Raw genomic sequence first — 21389 nt, forward strand, 5'->3', positions numbered from 1 at the left:
CCCTCCAACAATGGGCCCCATGAACACCGCCCTCATCACCCCCCAACCGGCACAGCCCCAGGATGGCCAGCGCATCCACCCGCTGTGGCTGCGCCTCACGCATTGGCTCAATGCGCTGGCCGTGGTCATCCTGGTGACCAGCGGCTGGCGCATCTACAACGCGGCGCCGTTCTTTGATTTCAGCTTTCCGGGCTCGATCACGCTGGGCGGCTGGCTGGGCGGGGCGCTGCAATGGCACTTCGCGGCCATGTGGCTGCTGGTGTTCAACGGATTGCTGTACCTGCTGCTCAACATCGCCAGCGGCCGGTGGCTGCGCAAGTTCTTTCCCGTCAGCGTGCAGGGCGTGCGCCAGGACCTGGTGGCCGCCCTCAAGGGCCGGCTCTCGCACGCCGACCCGGCCCGCTACAACCATGTGCAAAAGCTGGCCTACCTGTTCGTGGTGCTGGACCTGGTGGTGATCGTGCTGTCGGGCCTGGTGCTGTGGAAGTCGGTGCAGTTCCCGCTGCTGCGCGAGTTGCTGGGCGGCTATGAGTCCGCACGGCGCGTGCACTTCTTCGGCATGTCCGCGCTGGTGGCCTTCGTGGTCGTGCACCTGGCAATGGTCGCCCTGGTGCCCCGGACCTTCCTGACCATGATCCACGGCCGTGCGCCCAAGTCCCCATGAAAATCTTCAAAGCCCCTTCCCTGCCCGGCGTCGATGGCGCGGCCGTGGTGCACGAGGCACGCTCGCTGATCGCCCGCAAGCTCGACCAGCCCGCACGCCGCGCCTTCTTGCAACGCTCGCTGACGCTGGGCGGCCTGTCCCTGCTCACGGGCTGCAGCATCAGCGATGACAGCCACGTCGAGGCCGCGCTCAGCCAGGTATCGCGCTTCAACGACCGCATGCAGGGCCTGCTCTTCAGCCCCACGCGGCTGGCGCCCACCTATTCCGCAGCCGAGATCACGCGCCCCTTCCCCTTCAATGCCTATTACGGAGAGGACGAGGTGCGCGAGGTGGACGGGGCCAGCTGGCGCCTGGAGGTGACCGGCATGGTCGCCGACCGCCATGCCTGGACCCTGGCCGAGCTGCGCGCCATGCCGCAGGACGAACAGATCACGCGCCACATCTGCGTGGAAGGCTGGAGCGCCATAGGCCGCTGGGGCGGCGTGCGCTTTGCCGATTTCCTGCGCCACATAGGCGCCGACACCAGTGCCAAGTACGTCGGCTTCAAGTGCGTTGACGACTACTTCACCAGCATCGACATGGCCACGGCCCTGCATCCGCAGACGCTGATGGCATTGACTTACGACGGGCAGCCCCTGCCGCCCAAATATGGCTTTCCGATGAAGCTGCGCATGCCCACCAAGCTGGGCTACAAGAACCCGAAGCACATCCAGGCCATGTTCGTCACCAACACCTACTCCGGCGGCTACTGGGAAGACCAGGGCTACAACTGGTTCGGAGGCAGTTGAGCGGCCTTCCAAGCCGCTGGGCCGCCAACGAAGGTGCGAGGCCGGGCCCATCCAAAGCCGGCCGATTTGCAATCCCGCAAACCGCTAATCCAAAGGAAGACTCAAATGACCAAGCTCACCACCACCCTGCTCGCCACCTGCCTCGCCCTGGCCGGTGCCACCACGGCATTCGCTGCGGATGAGATGGCGAAGGACGGCATGTCCAACGGAGCCATGTCCAAGGATTCGATGTCCAAGGATGGAATGAAGAAGGACTCCATGGCCAAGGACGGCATGAAGAAAGACTCCATGTCCAAGGACGGGATGAAGAAGGACTCGATGTCCAAGGACGGCATGCACAAGGATGGCATGCACAAGGACGGCATGTCCAAGGATGGAATGAAGAAGGATTCCATGGGCAAGGACGCCATGTCCAAATAAGCAGACGGACTCGCCTGATCCGTCTGGTGCCCTCCAGGCGGTCGGGCCGTCGGGGCTGCTTGGAAAGCTGACTGGGGCTGCCGATCAGGCAACCAGGCACAGAGCCCGGTCCTGCCTGCGCCCCGAATGCCCGCTCTGCAACAGAAGCGGGCCGGCGGGCTTCAGCGGCGCTGCGGAGGACGCGGGCCCGGTGCGCCGGAGCGTTGCTCGATGTGGCGGAACGTGAGGCGACCCTTGTTCAGGTCATAGGGCGACATTTCAAGCGTCACCTTGTCGCCGGCCAGCACGCGGATGCGGTGCTTGCGCATTTTTCCGCCGGTATAGGCGATGAGCTGGTGGCCGTTTTCCAGCGTTACGCGGAAGCGGGAATCAGGCAGCACTTCGTCTACCCGGCCTTGCATTTCGATCAGTTCTTCTTTAGCCAATGGGACTCCTGTGAGTACATGTTGAAAGGGTTGCGTCGCCGCAAGTTGCTGGTGCAGCACCATGCTGCGGCCTTGGGCCAGCGCAGGATGACCGCTGCACGCAGGCAGCGGAGCATCGAAAAAGGGAAAAGAGGACCCTGCAGGTGGCAGGGAGAGTGCGGACCCGGGAGGTGGGTTGGATTCGCGTGGTGCTCGCCGTTGAGAGTGACAGTTGCGGACCTCGTCACAGACTTTGTGACAGTGGGCGGCTAACGGCAGCCCGGAGACCGCGAAGGTGTCAGACGGGCACTGAGGAGGCGAACAACAAGGACAGCACCTCCATCAGTATAGGTGAATTGCCGGCCGCGCGTTGAAGCGGCGCCGGGTACCGCACCTGTACGGGGCGGCATTTTCCCTGTCGCGACTGGGGCAATTCGCAGTCGAACCGGAAGTAGTGCCCTCTCTTGGTGGTTGCGGCGGCATCGAAGCGGCCGCAGGCGGCCCGCCTCATGCCTTTCACCTATCCCAGCTTGGGCAGCAGATTGAACAGGAGCACCATCAGCAGGCCCACAAAGGACACGATGGACTGGACCACGGTAATCGTCTTGGTGGCCTCGCCCATGCTCATGCCGAAGGACTCCTTCACCATCCAGAAGCCCGCGTGGTTGGCATAGTTGAAGAACAGCGAGCCGCAGCCGATGGCCAGCGCCAGCAGCGGCACGTTCAGCGAAGGATCGGAGGCCGCCAGCGGCGCCAGCAGGCCCGCCGCGCCCACGATGCCCACGGTGGCCGAGCCGGTGGACACCGACAGCAGCATGGCGATCATCCAGCCCAGCACCAGCGGAGGCAGGGCGAACTGCTGGGTCATGTGGACGATGGCATCGCCCACCTTGGCGCTGGTCAGGATCTGCTGGAAGGCACCGCCGCCCGCAATGATGAGCATGATGCCGGCGATGGGCTTGAGGCTCTGGCCCAGCGCGTCGCGCAGCTTCTCGGCATCGGCGCCGCGCAGATAGCCCAGGGTGATGGAGGCAAACACCACGCCCAGCAGCATGGCCACCAGCGGATTGCCCAGGAAGGCCGCCGCATGCAGCAGGCCCGAATCCTTGGGCAGCAGCACCTCGGCCAGCGCATGCACCAGCATCAGCAGCGCGGGCAGCAAGGCGCACAGCACGCCCATGCCGATGCTGGGCGCACTGCCCTCCCCGCCTTCCTTCTTGCCTGATGTGAACTGCTCCAGCAGGGCTGCATCGGGGCGCGTGCTCATGCGCGGCGTGATGAAGGCGCCGTACAGCGGGCCACCCAGCACCATCGCGGGAATCACGGCCAGAAAGCCGTACAGCATGGTCGGGCCGACCGTGGTGTGCAGCGTGGCAATGGCGGTGAGAGGGCCGGGGTGCGGCGGCACCATGCCGTGCATGGCGGCCAGCGCGGCGATCACGGGCACGCCCACATAGACATAGGCCGATCCCTTGAAGCGCTCACTGCTTTCCAGCTTGCGCGCCACGCTGAAGATCAGCGGCAGCATGACCACCAGCCCCACCTCGAAGAACATGGGAATGCCGATCACGAATGCCACCAGGGTCATGGCCCAGGGAATCATGCGCTCGGAGGTGCGCTGCAGGATGGCACTGGCCAGCCGCTCGGTGGTGCCGGAGTCCGCCAGGATCTTGCCCAGCATGGCGCCCAGGGCAATGACCACGCCCACCGCGCCCAGCGTCTTGCCGGCCCCGTTGGTGAGGTTCTTGACAATCTCGCCCGGCGCCATGCCGGTGGCAAAGCCCACGCCAATGGAAACCACCAGCAGGGCCAGCAGGGGATGAAGACGGATGCGCGAGACGATCAGCGCGACGAGGACCAGCACGCTGGCCAGCGCGATGAGCAGCAGTTGGGTATCGAATGAAGACATAGGAAGCTTGGAGTTGTGATTCTTGGCCTTGGACCTCGCCTGCGCGCTTGCGGCATGCGGCATGCCGCAAGCGGTGGGCGGTTTCCAATCGCTACAAATCGTATGCCTGGGCCTGTCGGCGGGTTGTAGGTTTCAGGCTTGTTCACAGAGTTCGCGCTGGCGCCGGTCCACAATCGTGTCTGCCGGGCAAGCCCGGCGCTGCCATCCCGGAACCCATGCGCATACACCATCCCCCCGTACCGGAGCTGCCCGGAATCTCCCTTCGCCAGATCGAACGCTCGGACATCGGCGCCTGGTACGCCTACCTGAGGCTGCCCGCCGTCACCGAGCACACCAGTTGGAACCTCGCCTCAGGCGACGACCTGCTGCCGCTGTTCGATGCGTTCGAGTCCCCGTCCGCCGACTCCCAGCGCCGCCTGGCCGTCGTCGATGCCCGCAGTGGCCGGATGGTGGGCAGCATCGGCTTTCACACCATCTCCGGCGTGAACCGCACCGCCGAAATCGCCTACGACCTCGCCCCGGAGTACTGGGGACGCGGCATAGCCAAGGCCCTGTGCGCGACAGTGACCCGATGGGCCTTTCAGGAATACGGCTTCATCCGCATCCAGGCTGCGGTGCTGGAGTCGAACCAGGCCTCGGCCAAGGTCGTGCAGGCCTGCGGGTACCGGCATGAGGGGCTGCTGCGTTCGTTCAGGCTGGTTCGCGGAATGCCCAGGGACTATGCGCTCTATGCGCGGCTTGCGGCAGACGAATGAGCGGGCGATAAGCCAAGGCCTTCCCATGCACTCCTGCAGCGATCCTCACGCGCCCCGCACTCTGGACCTCATCCCCAACGATCCTGTCCAGCCCGAGTTCCAGCGCCTGGTGGACGATGCGCGCGCAGCCATCGCCAGCGACCTTGGCGAGGCGCTGGACAGCCTCTATCTGTATGGCAGCGTGGCGCGCGGCTGCGCGAGGGCGGGCTTCTCGGACCTGGACCTGACGATCGTGCTGGCCCGCCCGCTGTCCAGGCAGGAGAGCGCCCGGCTGGAGCAGCGGCGCCAGGACCTGCAACTACGTCACAAAGAAGTCGCGAAGATCGATTTCGATCTGGGCACTCTGCAAGAGGTGCTGGACCCGGCCCATCTTTACAGCTGGGGCTACTGGCTCAAGCATGAGTGCCGCTGCATCCACGGCGCGGACCTGGCGCAGCAGTTTGAGGCGTTCGAGCCGTCCAGGGCGATTGCACAGGCCGTCAATGGCGACTACGTGCAGGTGCTGAACGACTACCTGCAGCGCATTGCTGCAACCCGGGACGACATGGAGGCCCTGCGCCTGCAACGCGAAGCCGCACGCAAGCTGATCCGGGCCACCAATGTGCTGCGCCCCTGCTCAGGCGGCTTCTGGCCGCGCACGCTGGAGGAGTTCGCCGATTGCTTTGCGCAGCTCCATCCGGAAATGGCGCAGTCCATGGCTTTCTTTCTGGCGCAGTCAAGGACGCCCGAGGCACCCAGAGCTCGTTTCAACGCAGAGCTTTCGGCCTTCATCAGCTGGATTCGGCGCCAGCGGGCTGCATCTACGGCAGTCTAGGTACCGGGCAACGCCAGGGCCTCAGCCGCCAAACGCCTGAACTGCCACAAAAGCTTCAAATCTCCGTCACCGCACCGTCACGCGCAGCGGGTGCAATGTAAACGTTTTCAAGAAATCGTTTACATCCATGAGCATCACCGAGGTTGCACGCCGCGCGGGACTGTCCGTCGCCACTGTTTCGCGGGTTTTCAATTCGCCGGAGGTGGTCAATGCGCAAACGCGCAGCACGGTGCTGCGCGTGGCGCAGGAAGTGGGCTATGTGGCCAATGCCAGCGCACGCACGCTGCGCACGCGCAGCAGCAAGGTGCTGGGCGTGGTGCTGCCCACGCTCACCAATCCGGTGTTTGCCGAGTTCCTGCAGGGCATTGCCTCACAGGCGGCGCTGCGCGGCTATGCGATTTCGCCTTGCACCACCGAATACGACCACGCCGGTGAAGACGCGGCCACCACGCGGCTGCTGGCCAGCGGGGTGGATGCGCTGGTGCTGGTGGTCTCCAACCCTGGCGATTCGGCGGCGCTGGCGCGTGTGCGCCAGGCCGGCAAGCCCTATGTGCTGGCCTATCACCACACCCATGAGCATGCCTGCGTGGGCGTGGACAACACGGGCGCCGTCAGGGAACTGGTGCTGCGCCTGGCTGCGGCAGGCCACAGCCGCATCGGCATGGTCACGGGCCAGTTGCGCGCGTCCGACCGCGCCCAGCAGCGCTGCCGTGGCTATGCGCTGGGCATGCAGGCCGCAGGCCTGTCGCCGCTGCCCGTCTGGGAGGTGCCCTTTGCCGCCACGGCCGTGCAGATGCTGCAGCAGCACCTGAGCGAGCAGGCTCCGCCCACGGCCATTGTCTGCAGCAACGATCTGCTGGCGATACGCACCATCCGCGCGGCATCGCTGGCCGGGTTCCGCGTGCCTGCGGACCTGAGCGTGGTCGGCTTTGACGGGATTGCCATGGCGGGCGATCTCACGCCTTCGCTGGCCTCGATTTCCCAGCCCAACCACGAGATCGGCTCGGCCTGCGTGCGCCTGCTGTGCGATGCGCTGGCGGGCAAGAAAACACTGGCCGCGCAGGACAGCCTGTGCCTGCCGCATGGCTGGCGCAGCGGCGAGTCCTGCCGGCTTTGAAACCAACAACAGCGGCCCGCGCAAGCCAAGGCCGCGCCCTTCCCTTCCCAACGCTCCCCCACCTCTTCGAGTACGCACCATGAAACTGACTGCCCTTCCCTTCAAGCTCCCCTTCAATCCCTCCTTCAAGCGCCTTGCCCTGCTGGCCGCCACCACCGCCGTCTGCGGCACGGCCCTGGCCCAGAGCGCCATCTGCTACAACTGCCCGCCCGAATGGGCCGACTGGGGCACGCAGATCAAGGCCATCAAGGCCGATACCGGCATCACCGTGCCGCCCGACAACAAGAACTCCGGCCAGTCGCTGGCCCAGCTGGTGGCCGAGAAGGCCAGCCCCGTGGCCGATGTGACCTACCTGGGCGTGACCTTCGCCATCCAGGCGCAGAAAGACGGTGTGGTCGCCGCCTACAAGCCCGCCAACTGGGACCAGATTCCCGCCGGCCTCAAGGACCCCAAGGGCGAGTGGGTGACCATCCACTCGGGCACGCTTGGCTTCATGGTCAACAAGGCGGCGCTGGGCGGCAAGCCCGTGCCGCAGTCCTGGGCAGACCTGCTCAAGCCCGAATACAAGGGCCTGGTGGGCTACCTGGACCCGGCCTCGGCCTTCGTGGGCTATGTGGGCGCCGTGGCGGTGAACCAGGCCATGGGCGGCACGCTGGACAACTTCCAGCCCGCCATCGACTACTTCAAGAAGCTGCAGAAGAACGAGCCCATCGTGCCCAAGCAGACCTCGTATGCGCGCCTGCTGTCGGGCGAGATCGGCATCCTGCTGGACTACGACTTCAACGCCTACCGCGCCCGCTACAAGGACAAGGCCGACGTGGACTTCGTGATCCCCAAGGAAGGCACCGTGGTCATGCCCTATGTGATGAGCCTGGTGAACAAGGCGCCGCACACGGACAACGGCAAGAAGGTGCTGGACTATGTGCTGTCCGACAAGGGCCAGTCCATCTGGGCCAACGCCTACCTGCGCCCCGTGCGCGACGTGGCCCTGCCCAAGGAAGTGGCCGGCCATTTCCTGCCCGCCAGCGAGTACGCACGCGCCACCTCGGTGGACTACCAGAAGATGGCCGATGTGCAAAAGGGCTTCTCCACGCGCTACCTGCGTGAAGTGCGTTGAGCCAGGCGGACTGCATCGTGGGCATTCCCTCCCAAGCGCCAGGCGACTGGCGCGCCCGCGCGCTGCTGCTGGCCTGCAGCGCGCCGGCCGTGGCCTTCTTTGCCGCGTTCTGGCTGCTGCCGGCCGGCCTGCTGCTGGCGCTGCCTGCGCGTGAAGGCTGGCGCACCTACTTCGCCACGCTGACCGACGCGCTGTACCTGCAAAGCCTGCTGCAGACGCTGGCCCTGTCGCTGGCCGTGACCCTGGCCACGCTGCTGATCGGCGCGGTGATGGGCATTGCGCTGGCGCGCCACCGCTTCACGGGGCGCGGCCTGCTGCTGTCGCTGCTGACGCTGCCGCTGTCGTTTCCGGGCGTGATCATCGGCTTTTTCATCATCCTGCTGGGCGGGCGCCAGGGCGCGCTGGCCGACCTGTCGGTGGCCCTGGGCGGCGAGCGGATCACCTTCGCCTACGGGCTGCTGGGCCTGTTCCTGGGCTATCTGTACTTTTCGCTGCCGCGTGCCATTGCCTCCTACACGGCAGCGGCCGAGGCGCTGGACCCGCACCTGGAAGAGGCCGCGCGCTCGCTGGGCGGCAATGGCTGGCGCGTGGCGCGCGATGTGTGGTGGCCGCAGCTGCTGCCCACCACGCTGGCCTGCGGTGCCATCGTGTTCGCCACGTCGGTAGGGGCCTTCGGCACGGCCTTCACGCTGTCGAGCAAGTTCGAGGTGCTGCCCATCACCATCTACAACGAGTTCACCAACTACGCCAACTTCGCCCTGGCCGCCAGCCTGTCGATCAGCCTGGGGCTGATCACCTGGCTGGTGCTGTGGCTGTCGCGGCGCTGGGCCGGTCCGGCTGCCTCGGGAATCTGACCATGCGGACCACACAAAAAATGCCACCACTGATGTGGCTGGTGACGGCCACCGTCACCCTGTTCATGCTGGCGCCCATGCTGCTGTCGGTGCTGGCCGGGCTGGTGCAGAACTACGGCCAGGGCCTGTCCAGCGGATTGACCATGCGCTGGCTGGCCGAGGTCTGGGCCGGCTACGGCAATACCGTGCTGATGTCGCTGCTGCTGGCCTGCGCCTGCGTGGCCATGACCTTGATGCTGGGCGTGCCCTGCGCCTATGCGCTGGCGCGCAGCCGCTCGCCCTGGGCCCGGCATTTCGAGGAGCTGCTGACGCTGCCCGTGGCCATTCCGGGCCTGGCCAGCGCCCTGGCCCTGCTGCTGGCCTATGGCAGCGTGGCCGCCTTCCGCCAGAGCTTTGCCTTCATCCTGGTGGGCCATGTGGTGTTCACCCTGCCCTTCATGGTGCGCATGGTGGGCTCGGCGCTGCGCCGCCAGGAGCTGGTGGCGCTGGAGGAGGCTGCGCGCAGCCTGGGCGCCTCGTTCACGCAGCGCTTCCTGGGCGTGCTGGTGCCTGCCGTGCTGCCCGCCATCGTGGCCGCCTGCCTGATGGTGTTCACCCTGTCCATGGGCGAGTTCAACCTGACCTGGATGCTGCACACGCCGCTGACGCGCACCCTGCCCGTGGGCCTGGCCGACAGCTATGCGTCCATGCGCATCGAGGTGGGCTCGGCCTACACCCTCATCTTCCTCATCGTCATCCTGCCCGTGATGTGGCTGCTGCAGGCGCTGGGGCATTTCATCGAGAAGCATTATGGAAAGTAACAGCGTCGCCATCGACATCCGGCAATGCGCCAAGACCTATGCCGACGGAACGCGCGGCCTGCAGGCCACCGACCTGCGCGTGGAGCCCGGCGAGGTGCTGGCCCTGCTCGGCCCCTCGGGCTGCGGCAAGACCACGCTGCTGCGCATCATCGCGGGACTGGAGACGCCGGATGCGGGCAGCCGCATCGCCTTCGGCGACACCGACGTCACCCGCGTGCCCATAGAAAAGCGCCAGGTGGGCATGGTGTTCCAGCACTACGCGCTGTTCCCGCAGATGAGCGTGCAGGCCAACATTGGCTACGGCCTGCGCATACGCGGCGTGTCCGAGCAGGAGCAGCGCCGCGTGGTGGGCGAACTGGTGGACCTGGTGCGCCTGAACGGCCTGGAGCACAAGCGCCCGGCCGAACTGTCCGGCGGCCAGCGCCAGCGCGTGGCCCTGGCCCGCGCCGTGGCCTCGCGCCCGCGCGTGCTGCTGCTGGACGAGCCGCTGACCGCGCTGGACGCCAAGCTCAAGGAAACCCTGCGCGACGAGCTGGCCCAGCTGCTGCGCCAGCTGCGCATCACCGCCGTCCACGTCACGCACGACCAGCAGGAGGCCATGGCCATTGCCGACCGCATGGCCGTCATGCAGGCAGGCCGCATCCTGCAGGTGGGCGACGGTGAGAGCCTGTACCGCCGACCGGCCCATCCGTTTGTCGCCACCTTCCTGGGGCGCGTGAACCAGGTCGAACGCAGCGAAGACGATGCGCGCAGCAACCGGCTGGCGCTGGCCGGCATGGAGCTGGCCTGCCCGGCCGAATGCACGGGCGCGGCCCGGCTGCTGCTGCGCCCTGAAGACATCGAGGTCTGCGCCGCCGGCACGCCGGGCGCCGTGCCGGCATCCGTGGCGCGCCGCGTCTTCCTGGGCGACCGCCTGCAGCTCACGCTGGAACTGGCGGGCCACACGCCGCTGATGGCCGACGTGGCCCGCGACCACGCCGCGCAATCGGGCGACCGCGTGGCCTTGCGCATCGCCCCCCACCAATGGATGCCCAACCATGCCCAAGCCTGAAACCCTGCGCCCCTCCATGACCACCTTCCTGGCCCAGCTCACCGACCTGCATATCCGCGAACCCGGCCGCCTGACCTACCGCCGCATCGATACCGCCCAATACCTGGAGCGCACGGTGCAAAGCGTGCTGGCCCTGCCGCAGCAGCCGCACGCCGTCGTGATCACCGGCGACCTGACCGACTTCGGCCGGCCCGCCGAATACGCCCACCTGCGCAGCCTGCTGGCGCCGCTGGGCACACTTCCCATCTACCTGCTGCCCGGCAACCACGATGACCGCGACGCGCTGCGCACCGCCTTTCCCGAGCACACCTGGCTGCGCAGCGAAGGCTTCATCCAGTACGCGGTGGACATTGGCGATCTGCGGCTGATCGCGCTGGACACCGTGGTGCCGGGCCATAGCGAGGGCGCGTTGTGCGAGGAACGCCTGCAATGGCTGGAGCTGCAACTGGCCGCCAGCGAAGGCCGCCCCGTGGTGATCGCCATGCACCACCCGCCCTTCGAGACCCTGATAGGCCACATGGACAAGATCGGCCTGCTGCAGGGTGCCCAGGCACTCGAAGACCTGGTGCGCCGCCACCCCAACGTGCAGCGCGTGATCTGCGGCCACCTGCACCGCAGCATCCAGGTCGCCTTCGGCGGCACGGTGGCCATGACCTCGCCCGCGCCCGCCCACCAGGTCTGCCTGGACCTGGCGCCCGATGCGGCATCGGCCTGGACGCTGGAGCCGCCCGGCTTCATGCTGCACGCCCTGCCGCACGGCGGCCGACTGGTCAGCCATGCCGTGGCCAGCGGGCAATTCGACGGGCCGCATCCGTTCTGGGATGCGGACGGGCGGTTGATCGACTGAGCCCTGGCCGGCGCGCCCTGGCCGCGTCAGCGGCCCGCGCCGACCCGCTGGCGCCGCCCCAGCCCCATCCATCCGATGGCTGCAGCCAGCAGGCTCAGGACCACAAGGGCTGTGTGCTGCAGCGTCGGCACGGGGGTCACCTGGCCACCGCCGGGGGGAGCCGCCACCGTATTGATGGACGCGGAAGCCATGCACGGCACCGTTCCCACGACCTGCCCTGCTTGCATGCACTGCACCGACGGGTCCCCGGCATTCACGGTGGCCACATTGGTAATGGTTGCGGGCGCCGGGTTGGACACGCTGGCCATCACGGTGAAAACCAGCGAGTCTCCTGCCGCGAACACGGGCACCGTGACTGCCAGCGATCCGGAGCCTGACGCCACGGGACATGGCGTGCTGGCACCGGGCGTACAGGTCCAGATGGCGCGCTCCAGGCCGGCAGGCAGGCTGTCGGCAATCTGCGCCTGGGTGGCGGCCACGGTCCCCGTATTCCTGACGGTGATGGTGTAGCGCACCTCCTGCCCCGCCTGCACCTGGCCTGCGGGCGAGATGCTGTGGGTCAACGACAGGGCTGGATGCACGGCCTCCCTGTGCCAGGACATGACGTTCTGGTTTTGCACGGGCGCCCCGGTCCACGCAACGGACACGCCGTTGCCGGGTATCTCATAGGTGCCCAAACAGGTGTCGCTTTCCCCCGAATAACTGACCTGCTGGGATGTTTCCGAGAACAACGAAGCGCACATCGCGTTGTTCATGGCACCCACCTGTTCCGTGGCCATTTCAAACCGGCTCAGCATATCCACATCATTGGGAGATCCACCCGGGCCAATTTGATTGATGGAGCGGTGCGGATTGTTTCCCGTCAGCCAGCGTTGAAGGTGGATTCTGTTTCTCACGATATTGGACCCACTGTCCGTGGAAACCCTGAATATGAATGCGCGCACATCCGGATCGGAACTGCTGTAGGTGTTCAGTCCGTCCGAGAAACTATAGGAAGTCACCAGCGCCCTTATTTCGCTCTCGTCCAGATTGGGCTGCAAGGGTGCGGCCGTTTCAAACCAGCCGGCCAGACGGGCGGTCCTCGGAAAATCCTGGCATGAGCCGTGAGACCCCAGGGGACAAGCCGTGCGATCCTGGAAATCCGAGTAGGAGGTTCTCATCTCCCCGTAGTAACGGGTCACTTGCGCGCTGGCGAGGGGGCAGGCCGAGAGTGCTGCGCCGGCCATCAAGGCAGCCATGAGGGCGTGATTTTTCATAGAACTCCCAGTGATAGATAGATTTGCGCTATCAAGGTATCACTGGTATTGAACTTTAAAAATCACCAATCCCCTACAGCCACCATCCAATGACAAATATTTGCAATCCCGCCATTGGAATGGAACTCCAAGTTGTCGTCCTGCCTACTTTTCAACGGAGAGCGCCGATGAATGCGGAACTGCATAACAACCCATCTGCCGCCCAATATCTTTCTTGATTGGAATGCACAATACCCAATTTGAATCGAATATATTGTGACAAAAGTTTCAAATAGCAAATGACAGTGATGAATGGCGGTAGATCCGAACCTGGAACGCCGAGGACGGCACCCTCACCGGTCCACAGGCAGCGCCAGCGTCTCCTTGACCTCTTCCATCACCACATAGCTGTGCGACTCGGCCGGCACGGGCAGTTTCTTGAGGATGTCGCCCAGCAGGCGGCGGTACTCGCGCATGCCGCCCAGGCGGGCCTTGACCAGGTAGTCGAAGCTGCCCGAGACCAGGAAGCACTCCAGCACGTCGGGCACGTGCAGCAGTTCCTGGCGCACCTTGTCGAAGACCTCGCCCGACTTGGACGAGAGCTTGATCTCCACGAACACCAGCAGCGTCTTGCCCAGCGCCTCGGGCGAGAGGTGGGCGTGGTAGCCGGTGATCACGCCATCGCGCTCCAGGCGGCGCACGCGCTCCGAACAGGGCGTGGCCGAGAGGCTGACCTGCTCGGCGAGATCGGTCATGGAGATGCGGCCGTCGCGCTGCAGGATGTCGAGGATCTTGCGGTCGGTGCGGTCGAGCACGCGGTTTTCACTTTTGGCGGCCATGGCGGCGATTCCCGGGGCTTATCAATCACTGGAGAGTAGCAATATTTCAGTGGTTTCCACTGCCTCATCGTCAATAGACTTTGATTTCATCTTGTTGATCTGGCGGTGAATCGTATGAAAGTCCTTGTTCTTGGCGGCGGTGTCATCGGCGTGACCAGTGCGTACTACCTGGCGCGCGCCGGTGCCGAGGTCACGGTGCTGGACCGGCAGGATGCGCCCGCGTCCGAAACCAGCTTTGCCAACGCGGGCCAGGTCTCGCCCGGCTACTCCACGCCCTGGGCGGCGCCCGGCATTCCGCTCAAGGCCCTGAAGTGGATGCTGCAGGAACACGCGCCGCTGGCCGTGCGCCTGGACGGCAGCCTGTTCCAGCTGCGCTGGATGGCGCAGATGCTGCGCAACTGCTCTGCCCAGCGCTACGCCGTCAACAAGGAACGCATGATGCGCGTGGCCGAGTACAGCCGCAGCTGCCTGCAGCAGTTGCGCGCCGACACCGGCATCGCCTACGAGCAGCGCACGGGCGGCACCTTGCAACTGTTCCGCACCCAGGCCCAGCTGGACGCCGTGGAGCGTGACGTGGCCGTGCTGCGCGAATGCGCCGTGCCCTTCGAGCTGCTGGACCGCGACCAGCTGGCCCAGGTGGAACCCGCCCTGGCCCAGGCGCGCGACCGGCTGACGGGCGGCCTGCGCCTGCCCAAGGACGAGACCGGCGACTGCCACCGCTTCACCAATGAATTGGCCCGCATCGCCACCGGCCTGGGCGTGGAGTTGCGCTTCAACCAGAACGTGGATGGCCTGGTGGTCGAAGGCGGCCGCATTGCCGGCGTGCGCGTCAATGGCGAGCTGCTGACCGCCGACCGCTATGTGATGGCCTTCGGCAGCTACTCGCGCCAGGCGCTGGAGCCGCTGGGGCTGGACCTGCCCGTCTACCCCGTCAAGGGCTATTCGCTCACCGTGCCGCTGGGCAACCCGGCGCTGGCGCCGCAGTCCACCGTGCTGGACGAGACCTACAAGATTGCCGTCACCCGCTTTGACGACCGCATCCGCGTGGGCGGCATGGCCGAGCTGGGCGGGTTCGACCTGCGCCTGGACCCGCGCCGCCGCGCCACGCTGGAGCTGGTGGTCAACGACCTGTTCCCGGGCGGCGATGTGGCGCGCGCCAGCTTCTGGACCGGGCTGCGGCCCATGACGCCGGACGGCACGCCCATCATCGGCGCCACGCGCTACTCCAACCTGTTCCTGAACACCGGCCACGGCACGCTGGGCTGGACCATGGCCTGCGGCTCGGGCCGCCTGATCGCCGACCTGATCACCGGCCGCAGCCCGGAAATCAGCACGGACGGCCTGGCCCTGGACCGCTACACGCACCGACCGGCCCGGCACCTGGGGGGCAGCTCCACCCCCGTGTCCGCCTGAGCGCAAGACACCTTGAACACTTGAGGCGGCCTGCCCCGGCCCTGCTGAACGGGCCGCTACCCCAGCGTCAGGTCCCGCAGCGCGGACATCAGCGGCGACCAATGGGCCTTGGGGTGGCTGATGAGAAGCCAGCTGCGGCGCGTGCGCAGCTCGGGGATGGGCAGGGACTGCAGGCGCTCGGGATTGCTGCGCAGCACATGGCTGGGCACGTAGCACAGCAGATCGGTCTGGCCCACGATGTCGATGGTGGCCTCGGTGTTGTGCTGGATCTCCAGGGCCACGGTGGGCGCGCCCAGGCCCTGGGCCGCGAAGGCCTCGTCCACCACCTTGCGCACGGCGGCGCCCGGTGCCGGCAAGGCCCAGGAGTAGCCCTGCAAATGCCCGAACCTCAGGCCCTGCTCCAGCGCCAGCTGGAACAGCGGGTGGCGCGGCCGTGCGGCGGCCCATAGCTCGTCCTCGCCGATGACCACCTGGGCGCAGCGCGTGGCATGGCCCGGGTAGGACGGCACCACGGCCAGGTCCAGGCTGCCGTCAAGCAGCGCGCGCTCCAGGTCGTCGGACTTGCCCACGGTCAGCCGCACGCGCAGGCCGGGGCGGCGACGCAGCAGCTCGGCCACGGCCCGGGTGGCGCGGCTTTCCGAAGTGGCCTGCGTGAAGCCCAGGCGGATCAGGCCCACATGCTGGGCCTGGATGTCGCTGGCGGCGCGCATCGTCTCCTCATGCCGCAGCACCAGTTGGCGCGCGGGCTCCATGAACAGCTGGCCGCTGCTGGTCAGCGCCACGCCATGCGTTCCGCGCGTGAACAGCGCCGCTCCCACCCCCTGCTCCACGCGGCGCACGATCTTGGAGACGGCCGGCTGTGTCAGTTGCAGGGCAGCGGCCGCACGCCCGAAATGGCCATGCTCGGCCACGGCCAGAAAGCAGGCCAGCTCGTTATAGGCAAATCCCGTCATGCCATTCCTTGTCAACGAAGAAAAACGAGAAAGCTTGCTACCTTGCCGAGCAAAGCCATTCCAGATGTGCATCGATTTTCGCTGGTTTGGTTATCACCAAGACAGGGCTTGTGGCTAGAGTTTTGGCATGGAAACTTTTTGAGCCACATCATGAACCCACCAAACATCGTGCTCATCGTCGCGGACAACCTGGGCTGGGGCGAGCTGGGCTGCTACGGCGGCGGTGCGCTGCGCGGCGCGCCCACTCCGCGCATCGACCAGCTGGCCTGCGAGGGACTGCTGCTGCAGAACTTCAACGTGGAAAGCGACTGCGTGCCCACGCGCTCGGCCCTGATGACGGGACGCCACCCCATCCGCACGGGTGCCCTGCAATCGGTGCCGGCCGGGCTGCCCCAGGGCCTGACGCGCGGCGAGACCACGCTGGCGCAGTTGCTGTCGGCCCAGGGATATGCCACGGCGCATTTCGGCAAATGGCATCTGGGGGACATTCCGGGCCGTTATCCCTCGGACCGGGGTTTCGACGAGTGGTACGGCATTCCGCGCACCACGGACGAAAGCCAGTTCACCGCGACCACGGGCTACGACCCCCTGGTGGCGCCCCTGCCACACATCATGGAAGGCCGCGCGGGCGCGCCCTCGGACGATGTCAAGGTCTATGACCTGGAATCGCGGCGCAACATCGATGCCGAGCTGGTGGAGCGCTCGCTGGACTTCATGCGCCGCAACCACGGCCGGGACCGCCGCTTCTTCCTGTACCTGCCCCTGGTGCACCTGCACTTTCCCACGCTGCCGCATGCGGATTTCGCGGGCCGCACCGGCCAGGGCGACTTTGCCGACTCCATGGTGGAGATGGACCACCGCGTGGGCCAGATCTCGGACGAGATCGACCGGCTCGGCCTGCGCGAGGACACCCTGTTCATCTTCTGCAGCGACAACGGCCCCGAGTTCCGCCAGCCCTACCGCGGCACGGCCGGCCCCTGGCGCGGCACCTACCACACGGCCATGGAGGGCAGCCTGCGCGTGCCCTTCATCGCACGCTGGCCGGGCCGCATCCAGGCCGGGCGCACCAGCAATGAAATCATGCACGTGACCGACATCTTCTCCACCCTGGCGGCGGTGGCGGGCGCTGCCGTGCCGCAGGACCGGCCCATCGACGGTCTGGACCAGACGGCCTTCCTGCTGGGCGAGCCCCGGTCCGCGCGCGAGGGCTTTCTCTTCTACATCAAGGACCAGCTGCGGGCCGCGAAGTGGCGCGACTGGAAGCTGCATTTCTACTGGGAGCCCGAGGTCAACGAGAGCAAGGGCAAGCTGGAGTCCCCCTACCTGTTCAACATCGTGCGCGATCCCAAGGAGGAGCATGACGTGCTGATCTTCAACACCTGGGTGCTCAACCCCATGCTGACCATGGTCCAGCGCTTCAACGAAAGCTGCAAGGCACACCCCAACACCGCGCCCGGCGCCCCCGACCAATGACCTGCGCACCCCTACCCGCCCCGCAGGCCAGCGGCCGCCTGCCGACCACCCGCCGCCATGCACTGCGCCCCCTGGCCGCCGCAGCCCTGCTGGCCCTTGCACTGCCCACGGCCCGCGCGGCCGAGCCGGCGGCGCACGCGCCCCAGGGCAAGCCCATCACCTGGATCGTGGGCTTTGCGCCCGGCGGCAGCCTGGACGTGCTGACCCGCCATGTGGCCCGGCAACTGGAGGCCAGGGCCGGTGTCAGCGTGGTGGTGGAAAACCGGCCGGGCGCCTCGGGCGCGATCAGCCTGCAGGCGGCAGCCAAGGCGCCTGCAGATGGCCTGACCCTGGTCTCCGTGCCCGGACCGCAGCTGTCCGGCCCACGCCAGCCCGAGGTGGGCCGCGAGCTGACCGCCGTGGCCGTGATGGCCCGGGGCGCCATGGTGCTGGTGGGCCCTGCCCCGGGTGCGGCCGGCAGCCTGGGCGAACTGGTAGCCGCCATGAAAGCCAAACCGGGCCAATGGAGCTACGCCAGTTCGGGCACGGGCACCTCCCAGCATCTGGCGGGCGAACTGCTCAACGCCCTGGCGGCCACCAGCATGGTGCATGTGCCGTACAAGGGCGGCGGCCAGGCCGTGACCGATGTGGTGGGCGGGCAGATCCCCCTGGCCATGCTGGGCGTGACGCCCGTGCTGCCGCACATCCAGTCGGGCCGGCTGAAGGCCTATGCCGTGACCAGCGCCACGCGCATAGACAGCCTGCCTGATGTACCGACCATGCGCGAGGCCGGCGTGCCCGGCTACGAGGCCACCCAGTGGTATGCCGTGGCCGTGCCCTCCGGCACGCCCCCCGAGCGGCTGGCCCAGCTCAATCAGTGGATCAACCAGGCCATACAGTCGCCGGAGCTGCGCCCCACGCTGCAGGCCGCCGGGGCCGTGGCCACGCCCATGTCCCTGCCCGAGATCCAGCGCTTCATGTCCCAGGACAACGCCAAGTGGAAGAAGCTGGCTGCAGACCGGCGCCTGGCGCTGGACTGACCCCACAGCGCCGGGCCACGCCAGGCCGGGCCACGCCGGGCAGGGCCGGGCCGCCAGCCCCTTTCAATGCGCCGAGAACCCCAGCAGGTATTCGTAGCTGAGGCTGGTGGTGCGCGCATCGCCTGCCACGGGCAGGCGCACGATGGCCAGCAGCTGGTTCATGCCGGCACGCGGTGTGACGGTCACCAGGCCGTCGGCATCGGTTGCCAGTGGCGGGCCGCTTTCTCCCAGCGACACGCGCACGCCGGCCCGGGGCTGGCCGTTCAGCAGCACCTGGAATTGCTGGGGCTCGCCCGCGTGGGGCGAGCGGCGGGTCCGGGCGACGATCTCCAGGGTCTGGCCCAGCTTCTCGCGGGTGACCGGGCCCCATTCGAGGATGGTCTTGTGGAACTTGAGCGCATGCACGCCGCTGGTGGCACCGGGGTTCTCGGTCATGGGCTTTTCGACCATCGGCCCCTCGCCCACGCGGCTGAAAAAGCCGTTGTCGAAATGCGCGGCCAGCAGCGCTGCCTTGCGGGCCGGCGTGGCGCGGGCGCCGCCGGGCACGGGCTGCACGGCCACGTCGATGCGGCGGCCGCGCGCGTCATAGGCCTCAACGCTCTTGAGCTTGCCGGCCGCAAAGTTCTCCAGCTGGCCCTCATGGCCGCCGAACTGCACGGTGTAGGCGCCGTCGGCATCGGGCTCCAGCCAGACGTTATGGGCCTGGGCCAGCGGCGCGCAGGCCAGCAGGACCACGAATGCGGCGGTTGCAACGGATGTGAAACAGGGGTTGGATTTCATTTTTCCTCCTCAAAACTGTGTCTGCACGCCGACCTTGAGCGTGCGCGGCGCGCCGGGCGCGAACAGCGGCACGCCGCGGATGACCGAGGCCGACGTGGCATAGGCCTTGTCCCCCAGGTTGGAGACCACAGCGTAGATGCGGCTGCGCGCCGAAGGCAGGCGCCAGCTCAGGCCCAGGTCCCAGGTGGCGTAGCCGCCGTAGAACACGCTGTTGTCGGCCGTGACCGCATAGCGGCCCACGCGGCGCCAGGTCAGCGTGCCCTCCCACTGCGCCAGCGGGCGCCAGGCCAGGCCCACGGTGGCGGTCTGCCGGGGCACGCCGGCCACCTGGTTGCCGACCAGGGCCGGGTTGCCGTTTTCGGTCACGCGCGAATGGGCGCTGCCCCAGGCCAGTTGCAGGTCCAGGTTCCTGCGCACGGCCCACAGCGCGCTGGCCTCCACGCCCGTGCGGCGCGTGGCGCCGAAGTTCTCGTACACGCCGGGCGCCACGTTGCGGATCTCGCCCGAGGACTGCAGGCGATAGGCGGCCACATCCAGCACCAGGCCCGGCATGGGCTTGATCTGCGCGCCCACTTCGGTCTGCCGAAAGATGTTGGGATCGAGCCGCGCGGCGCCCAGCGCGTACTTGGCGAAATCGCTGGCCAGCGCAAATCCTTCGGACCAGTTGGCGCGCAGCAGCACGCCGGGCGCCACCTGCGAGCGCAGGCCCAGCTTGGGGCTGGCATGCGAGGTGCGCGCCAGCGGGCCGCAGGGGTCGCTGCCCGTCTCGGGGCCATTGGGACGGCAGCCGCCCGTGAAGCGATCCCAGCGCAGGCCGGCGGACAGCTGCAGCAGGCTGTGAACGGGCGCATCCACCTCGGCAAAGGCCGAGAGGGTGTTGAGCCTGGAATTGCGGTCGTCAATGGCTGCGCCCGTGCGCTCGCGCCACTGCAGGCCGTCGTAGAACTGGTAGTCGGTGGATTCGCGCACGGCCTCCAGCCCGGCCACCCAGTTGAGCGGGGTCAGCGCCGTGACATGGCGGCCATTGAGGCTGGTGCCGGCGCCGTAGACGGCGCGGTCATAGCTTTCCTCGCGCTGGCGCCACTGCAGTGCGTCGATGGGCCGGCTGAACCAGCGCGTGAAGCTCTGCTGCGTGGTGTAGGCATGGCCCAGCCAGGTCAGCCGGGGCGAAAGCGCGTACTGCACATCGGCCCGCAGCGTGGCGAAGTTCTTGCGCGTGCCATCGTTCATGGCGCGCGGGTCCATTCCTTGCGGAGCGCGCGCGAACTGCCCCGCCGTCAGGTACGACGGCGAGTCGCCCTCGCCGTGGTGCAGCCGTGCCGACAGCGCCACTTCCAGCTGCGGCGTAAGCCGCTTGCTCCAGCGCAGGGATGCCGTGCTGCGCTGCATTTGCGACTGCGCGCGGAAACCGTCCGTGCGGTAGTGCTGGGCCGCCAGGTTCAGGAACTCGCCATCGCCCGGCTTCAGCCCCAGCGCCGCCTGAGCGTCCAGCGTGCCGTGCGAGGCCAGGCTCACGTCGGCCTCGCGGTAGGGGGTGTAGTCGCCCTGCTTGCGCGTCTCTATCGCCATCAGCCCTGCGCGGTTGAAGTTGCCGTACAGCGCGGACACGGGACCCTTGTAGATGCTGATGCGCTCCATCTCCAGCGGCACGATCACGCCCAGGTCCACATAGCCGTCGGCATGCGACATGGCCTCGTTCAGGGGAATGCCGTCCAGCACCACGCCCACGTCGCCGCCATGGCCGCCACCGCCGAAGCCGCGCATGACGATGGCGTCACCCACGCCCGACAGCTGGTAGTTCTGCACGTTCATGCCGGGCACCTGGCGCAGCAGCTCCTGCGGATGGCTGACATGGGCGTTGGCGATGTCCTCTGCCTCGATCACCGTGGTGGTGTAGGCGGCCGAGGCGCCGCGCGCGGTCTGGCCCTTGACCTCGACAGGCTGCAGGCTGGCCGAGGCATCCGTCGCCTGCTGTGCACCAGCCTGGGGAATGGCGGCCAGGCCCAGCAGGCCGGCCGCCGCAATCTGGTGCAAGGCGCAGGGCCGAGAAAGAAATTTCAGAGGATGTGTCATGCAGGTCCAGGAGTTGTATGAAGAAAAAAGCAAACTTCATACCGACCTGCATGACAGAGGCTGG

General features: G+C 67.2%; 21 protein-coding genes. 14 read left to right on the forward strand and 7 right to left on the reverse strand.

Features of this window, described 5'->3' with window-relative positions; genetic code table 11:
- The first annotated feature begins 19 nt into the window (after positions 1-19).
- The 3 genes from DELCS14_RS17715 (at position 20) to DELCS14_RS17725 (ending at position 1872) form a co-directional block, all read left to right on the forward strand.
- Positions 20-664: a cytochrome b/b6 domain-containing protein gene (locus DELCS14_RS17715; RefSeq protein WP_172642962.1), complete on the forward strand. Its 645-nt coding sequence runs from the start codon at positions 20-22 to the stop codon at positions 662-664.
- Positions 661-1452, forward strand: coding sequence for a molybdopterin-dependent oxidoreductase (locus DELCS14_RS17720; protein ID WP_013802888.1), 792 nt, complete (start codon positions 661-663; stop codon positions 1450-1452). The genes DELCS14_RS17715 and DELCS14_RS17720 overlap by 4 nt, the downstream gene beginning before the upstream one ends.
- Positions 1453-1557: 105 nt before the next feature.
- Positions 1558-1872, forward strand: coding sequence for a pentapeptide MXKDX repeat protein (locus DELCS14_RS17725; RefSeq protein ID WP_012204972.1), 315 nt, complete (start codon positions 1558-1560; stop codon positions 1870-1872).
- A 161-nt stretch (positions 1873-2033) separates the two neighbouring features.
- On the opposite strand, the gene infA is transcribed toward DELCS14_RS17725, so the two are convergent.
- Positions 2034-2297 carry a translation initiation factor IF-1 gene (gene infA, locus DELCS14_RS17730; RefSeq protein ID WP_012204971.1) on the reverse strand — a complete coding sequence of 88 codons (264 nt, stop codon included), beginning with the start codon at positions 2295-2297 and terminating at the stop codon, positions 2034-2036.
- 499 nt (positions 2298-2796) lie between these two features.
- Entirely contained in the window at positions 2797-4185 is a 1389-nt protein-coding gene (locus DELCS14_RS17735) for a gluconate:H+ symporter (protein WP_043796286.1), read from the reverse strand.
- A gap of 215 nt (positions 4186-4400) precedes the next feature.
- Between DELCS14_RS17735 and DELCS14_RS17740 the strand changes: the two genes are divergently transcribed.
- The 8 genes from DELCS14_RS17740 to DELCS14_RS17775 all read left to right on the forward strand — a co-directional run bounded on the left by DELCS14_RS17740 (position 4401) and on the right by DELCS14_RS17775 (position 11540).
- Complete coding sequence (locus tag DELCS14_RS17740; RefSeq protein WP_013802891.1) at positions 4401-4940, forward strand: GNAT family protein; 540 nt, start codon at positions 4401-4403, stop codon at positions 4938-4940.
- Between the two features lie 25 nt (positions 4941-4965).
- Entirely contained in the window at positions 4966-5754 is a 789-nt protein-coding gene (locus DELCS14_RS17745; RefSeq protein ID WP_013802892.1) for a nucleotidyltransferase domain-containing protein, read from the forward strand.
- 127 nt (positions 5755-5881) lie between these two features.
- Positions 5882-6871, forward strand: a complete 990-nt coding sequence (locus tag DELCS14_RS17750) for a LacI family DNA-binding transcriptional regulator (RefSeq protein WP_013802893.1) — start codon at positions 5882-5884, stop codon at positions 6869-6871.
- A gap of 79 nt (positions 6872-6950) precedes the next feature.
- On the forward strand, positions 6951-7988 hold the full coding sequence (locus DELCS14_RS17755; RefSeq protein ID WP_013802894.1) for an ABC transporter substrate-binding protein: 1038 nt from the start codon (positions 6951-6953) through the stop codon (positions 7986-7988).
- A complete protein-coding gene (locus tag DELCS14_RS17760) occupies positions 7985-8842 on the forward strand; it encodes an ABC transporter permease subunit (protein WP_013802895.1) in 858 nt (285 codons plus the stop codon). The genes DELCS14_RS17755 and DELCS14_RS17760 overlap by 4 nt, the downstream gene beginning before the upstream one ends.
- Positions 8843-8844: 2 nt before the next feature.
- Complete coding sequence (locus tag DELCS14_RS17765) at positions 8845-9642, forward strand: ABC transporter permease subunit (protein ID WP_043796289.1); 798 nt, start codon at positions 8845-8847, stop codon at positions 9640-9642.
- The gene (locus DELCS14_RS17770) at positions 9632-10693 is read left to right on the forward strand and encodes an ABC transporter ATP-binding protein (protein ID WP_013802897.1); all 1062 of its coding nucleotides are present in this window, start codon (positions 9632-9634) and stop codon (positions 10691-10693) included. Before DELCS14_RS17765 ends, DELCS14_RS17770 begins: the two co-directional genes overlap by 11 nt.
- Positions 10680-11540 carry a phosphodiesterase gene (locus tag DELCS14_RS17775; RefSeq protein ID WP_013802898.1) on the forward strand — a complete coding sequence of 287 codons (861 nt, stop codon included), beginning with the start codon at positions 10680-10682 and terminating at the stop codon, positions 11538-11540. Before DELCS14_RS17770 ends, DELCS14_RS17775 begins: the two co-directional genes overlap by 14 nt.
- A 26-nt stretch (positions 11541-11566) precedes the next feature.
- Here DELCS14_RS17775 and DELCS14_RS17780 read toward each other — a convergent pair whose 3' ends face one another.
- Entirely contained in the window at positions 11567-12796 is a 1230-nt protein-coding gene (locus DELCS14_RS17780; RefSeq protein ID WP_013802899.1) for an IPTL-CTERM sorting domain-containing protein, read from the reverse strand.
- Between the two features lie 332 nt (positions 12797-13128).
- Positions 13129-13614: a winged helix-turn-helix transcriptional regulator gene (locus DELCS14_RS17785; protein WP_013802900.1), complete on the reverse strand. Its 486-nt coding sequence runs from the start codon at positions 13612-13614 to the stop codon at positions 13129-13131.
- A gap of 114 nt (positions 13615-13728) precedes the next feature.
- On the opposite strand from DELCS14_RS17785, the gene DELCS14_RS17790 reads away from it, so the two are divergent.
- Positions 13729-15027, forward strand: coding sequence for a D-amino acid dehydrogenase (locus DELCS14_RS17790; protein WP_013802901.1), 1299 nt, complete (start codon positions 13729-13731; stop codon positions 15025-15027).
- A gap of 56 nt (positions 15028-15083) precedes the next feature.
- On the opposite strand, the gene DELCS14_RS17795 is transcribed toward DELCS14_RS17790, so the two are convergent.
- On the reverse strand, positions 15084-15980 hold the full coding sequence (locus DELCS14_RS17795) for a LysR family transcriptional regulator (protein WP_013802902.1): 897 nt from the start codon (positions 15978-15980) through the stop codon (positions 15084-15086).
- Positions 15981-16130: 150 nt separating this feature from the next.
- Between DELCS14_RS17795 and DELCS14_RS17800 the strand changes: the two genes are divergently transcribed.
- Both DELCS14_RS17800 and DELCS14_RS17805 read left to right on the forward strand, forming a co-directional pair.
- Entirely contained in the window at positions 16131-17453 is a 1323-nt protein-coding gene (locus DELCS14_RS17800) for an arylsulfatase (protein ID WP_013802903.1), read from the forward strand.
- Positions 17450-18472 carry a tripartite tricarboxylate transporter substrate binding protein gene (locus DELCS14_RS17805; RefSeq protein ID WP_013802904.1) on the forward strand — a complete coding sequence of 341 codons (1023 nt, stop codon included), beginning with the start codon at positions 17450-17452 and terminating at the stop codon, positions 18470-18472. The genes DELCS14_RS17800 and DELCS14_RS17805 overlap by 4 nt, the downstream gene beginning before the upstream one ends.
- A 63-nt stretch (positions 18473-18535) precedes the next feature.
- On the opposite strand, the gene DELCS14_RS17810 is transcribed toward DELCS14_RS17805, so the two are convergent.
- Both DELCS14_RS17810 and DELCS14_RS17815 read right to left on the reverse strand, forming a co-directional pair.
- A complete protein-coding gene (locus tag DELCS14_RS17810) occupies positions 18536-19252 on the reverse strand; it encodes a DUF4198 domain-containing protein (RefSeq protein WP_013802905.1) in 717 nt (238 codons plus the stop codon).
- Between the two features lie 9 nt (positions 19253-19261).
- On the reverse strand, positions 19262-21286 hold the full coding sequence (locus DELCS14_RS17815) for a TonB-dependent receptor (RefSeq protein ID WP_228676786.1): 2025 nt from the start codon (positions 21284-21286) through the stop codon (positions 19262-19264).
- Between the last annotated feature and the right edge of the window lie 103 nt (positions 21287-21389).

It is taken from the genome of Delftia sp. Cs1-4 (assembly GCF_000214395.1).
Taxonomy (GTDB): Bacteria; Pseudomonadota; Gammaproteobacteria; order Burkholderiales; family Burkholderiaceae_C; genus Comamonas; species Comamonas acidovorans.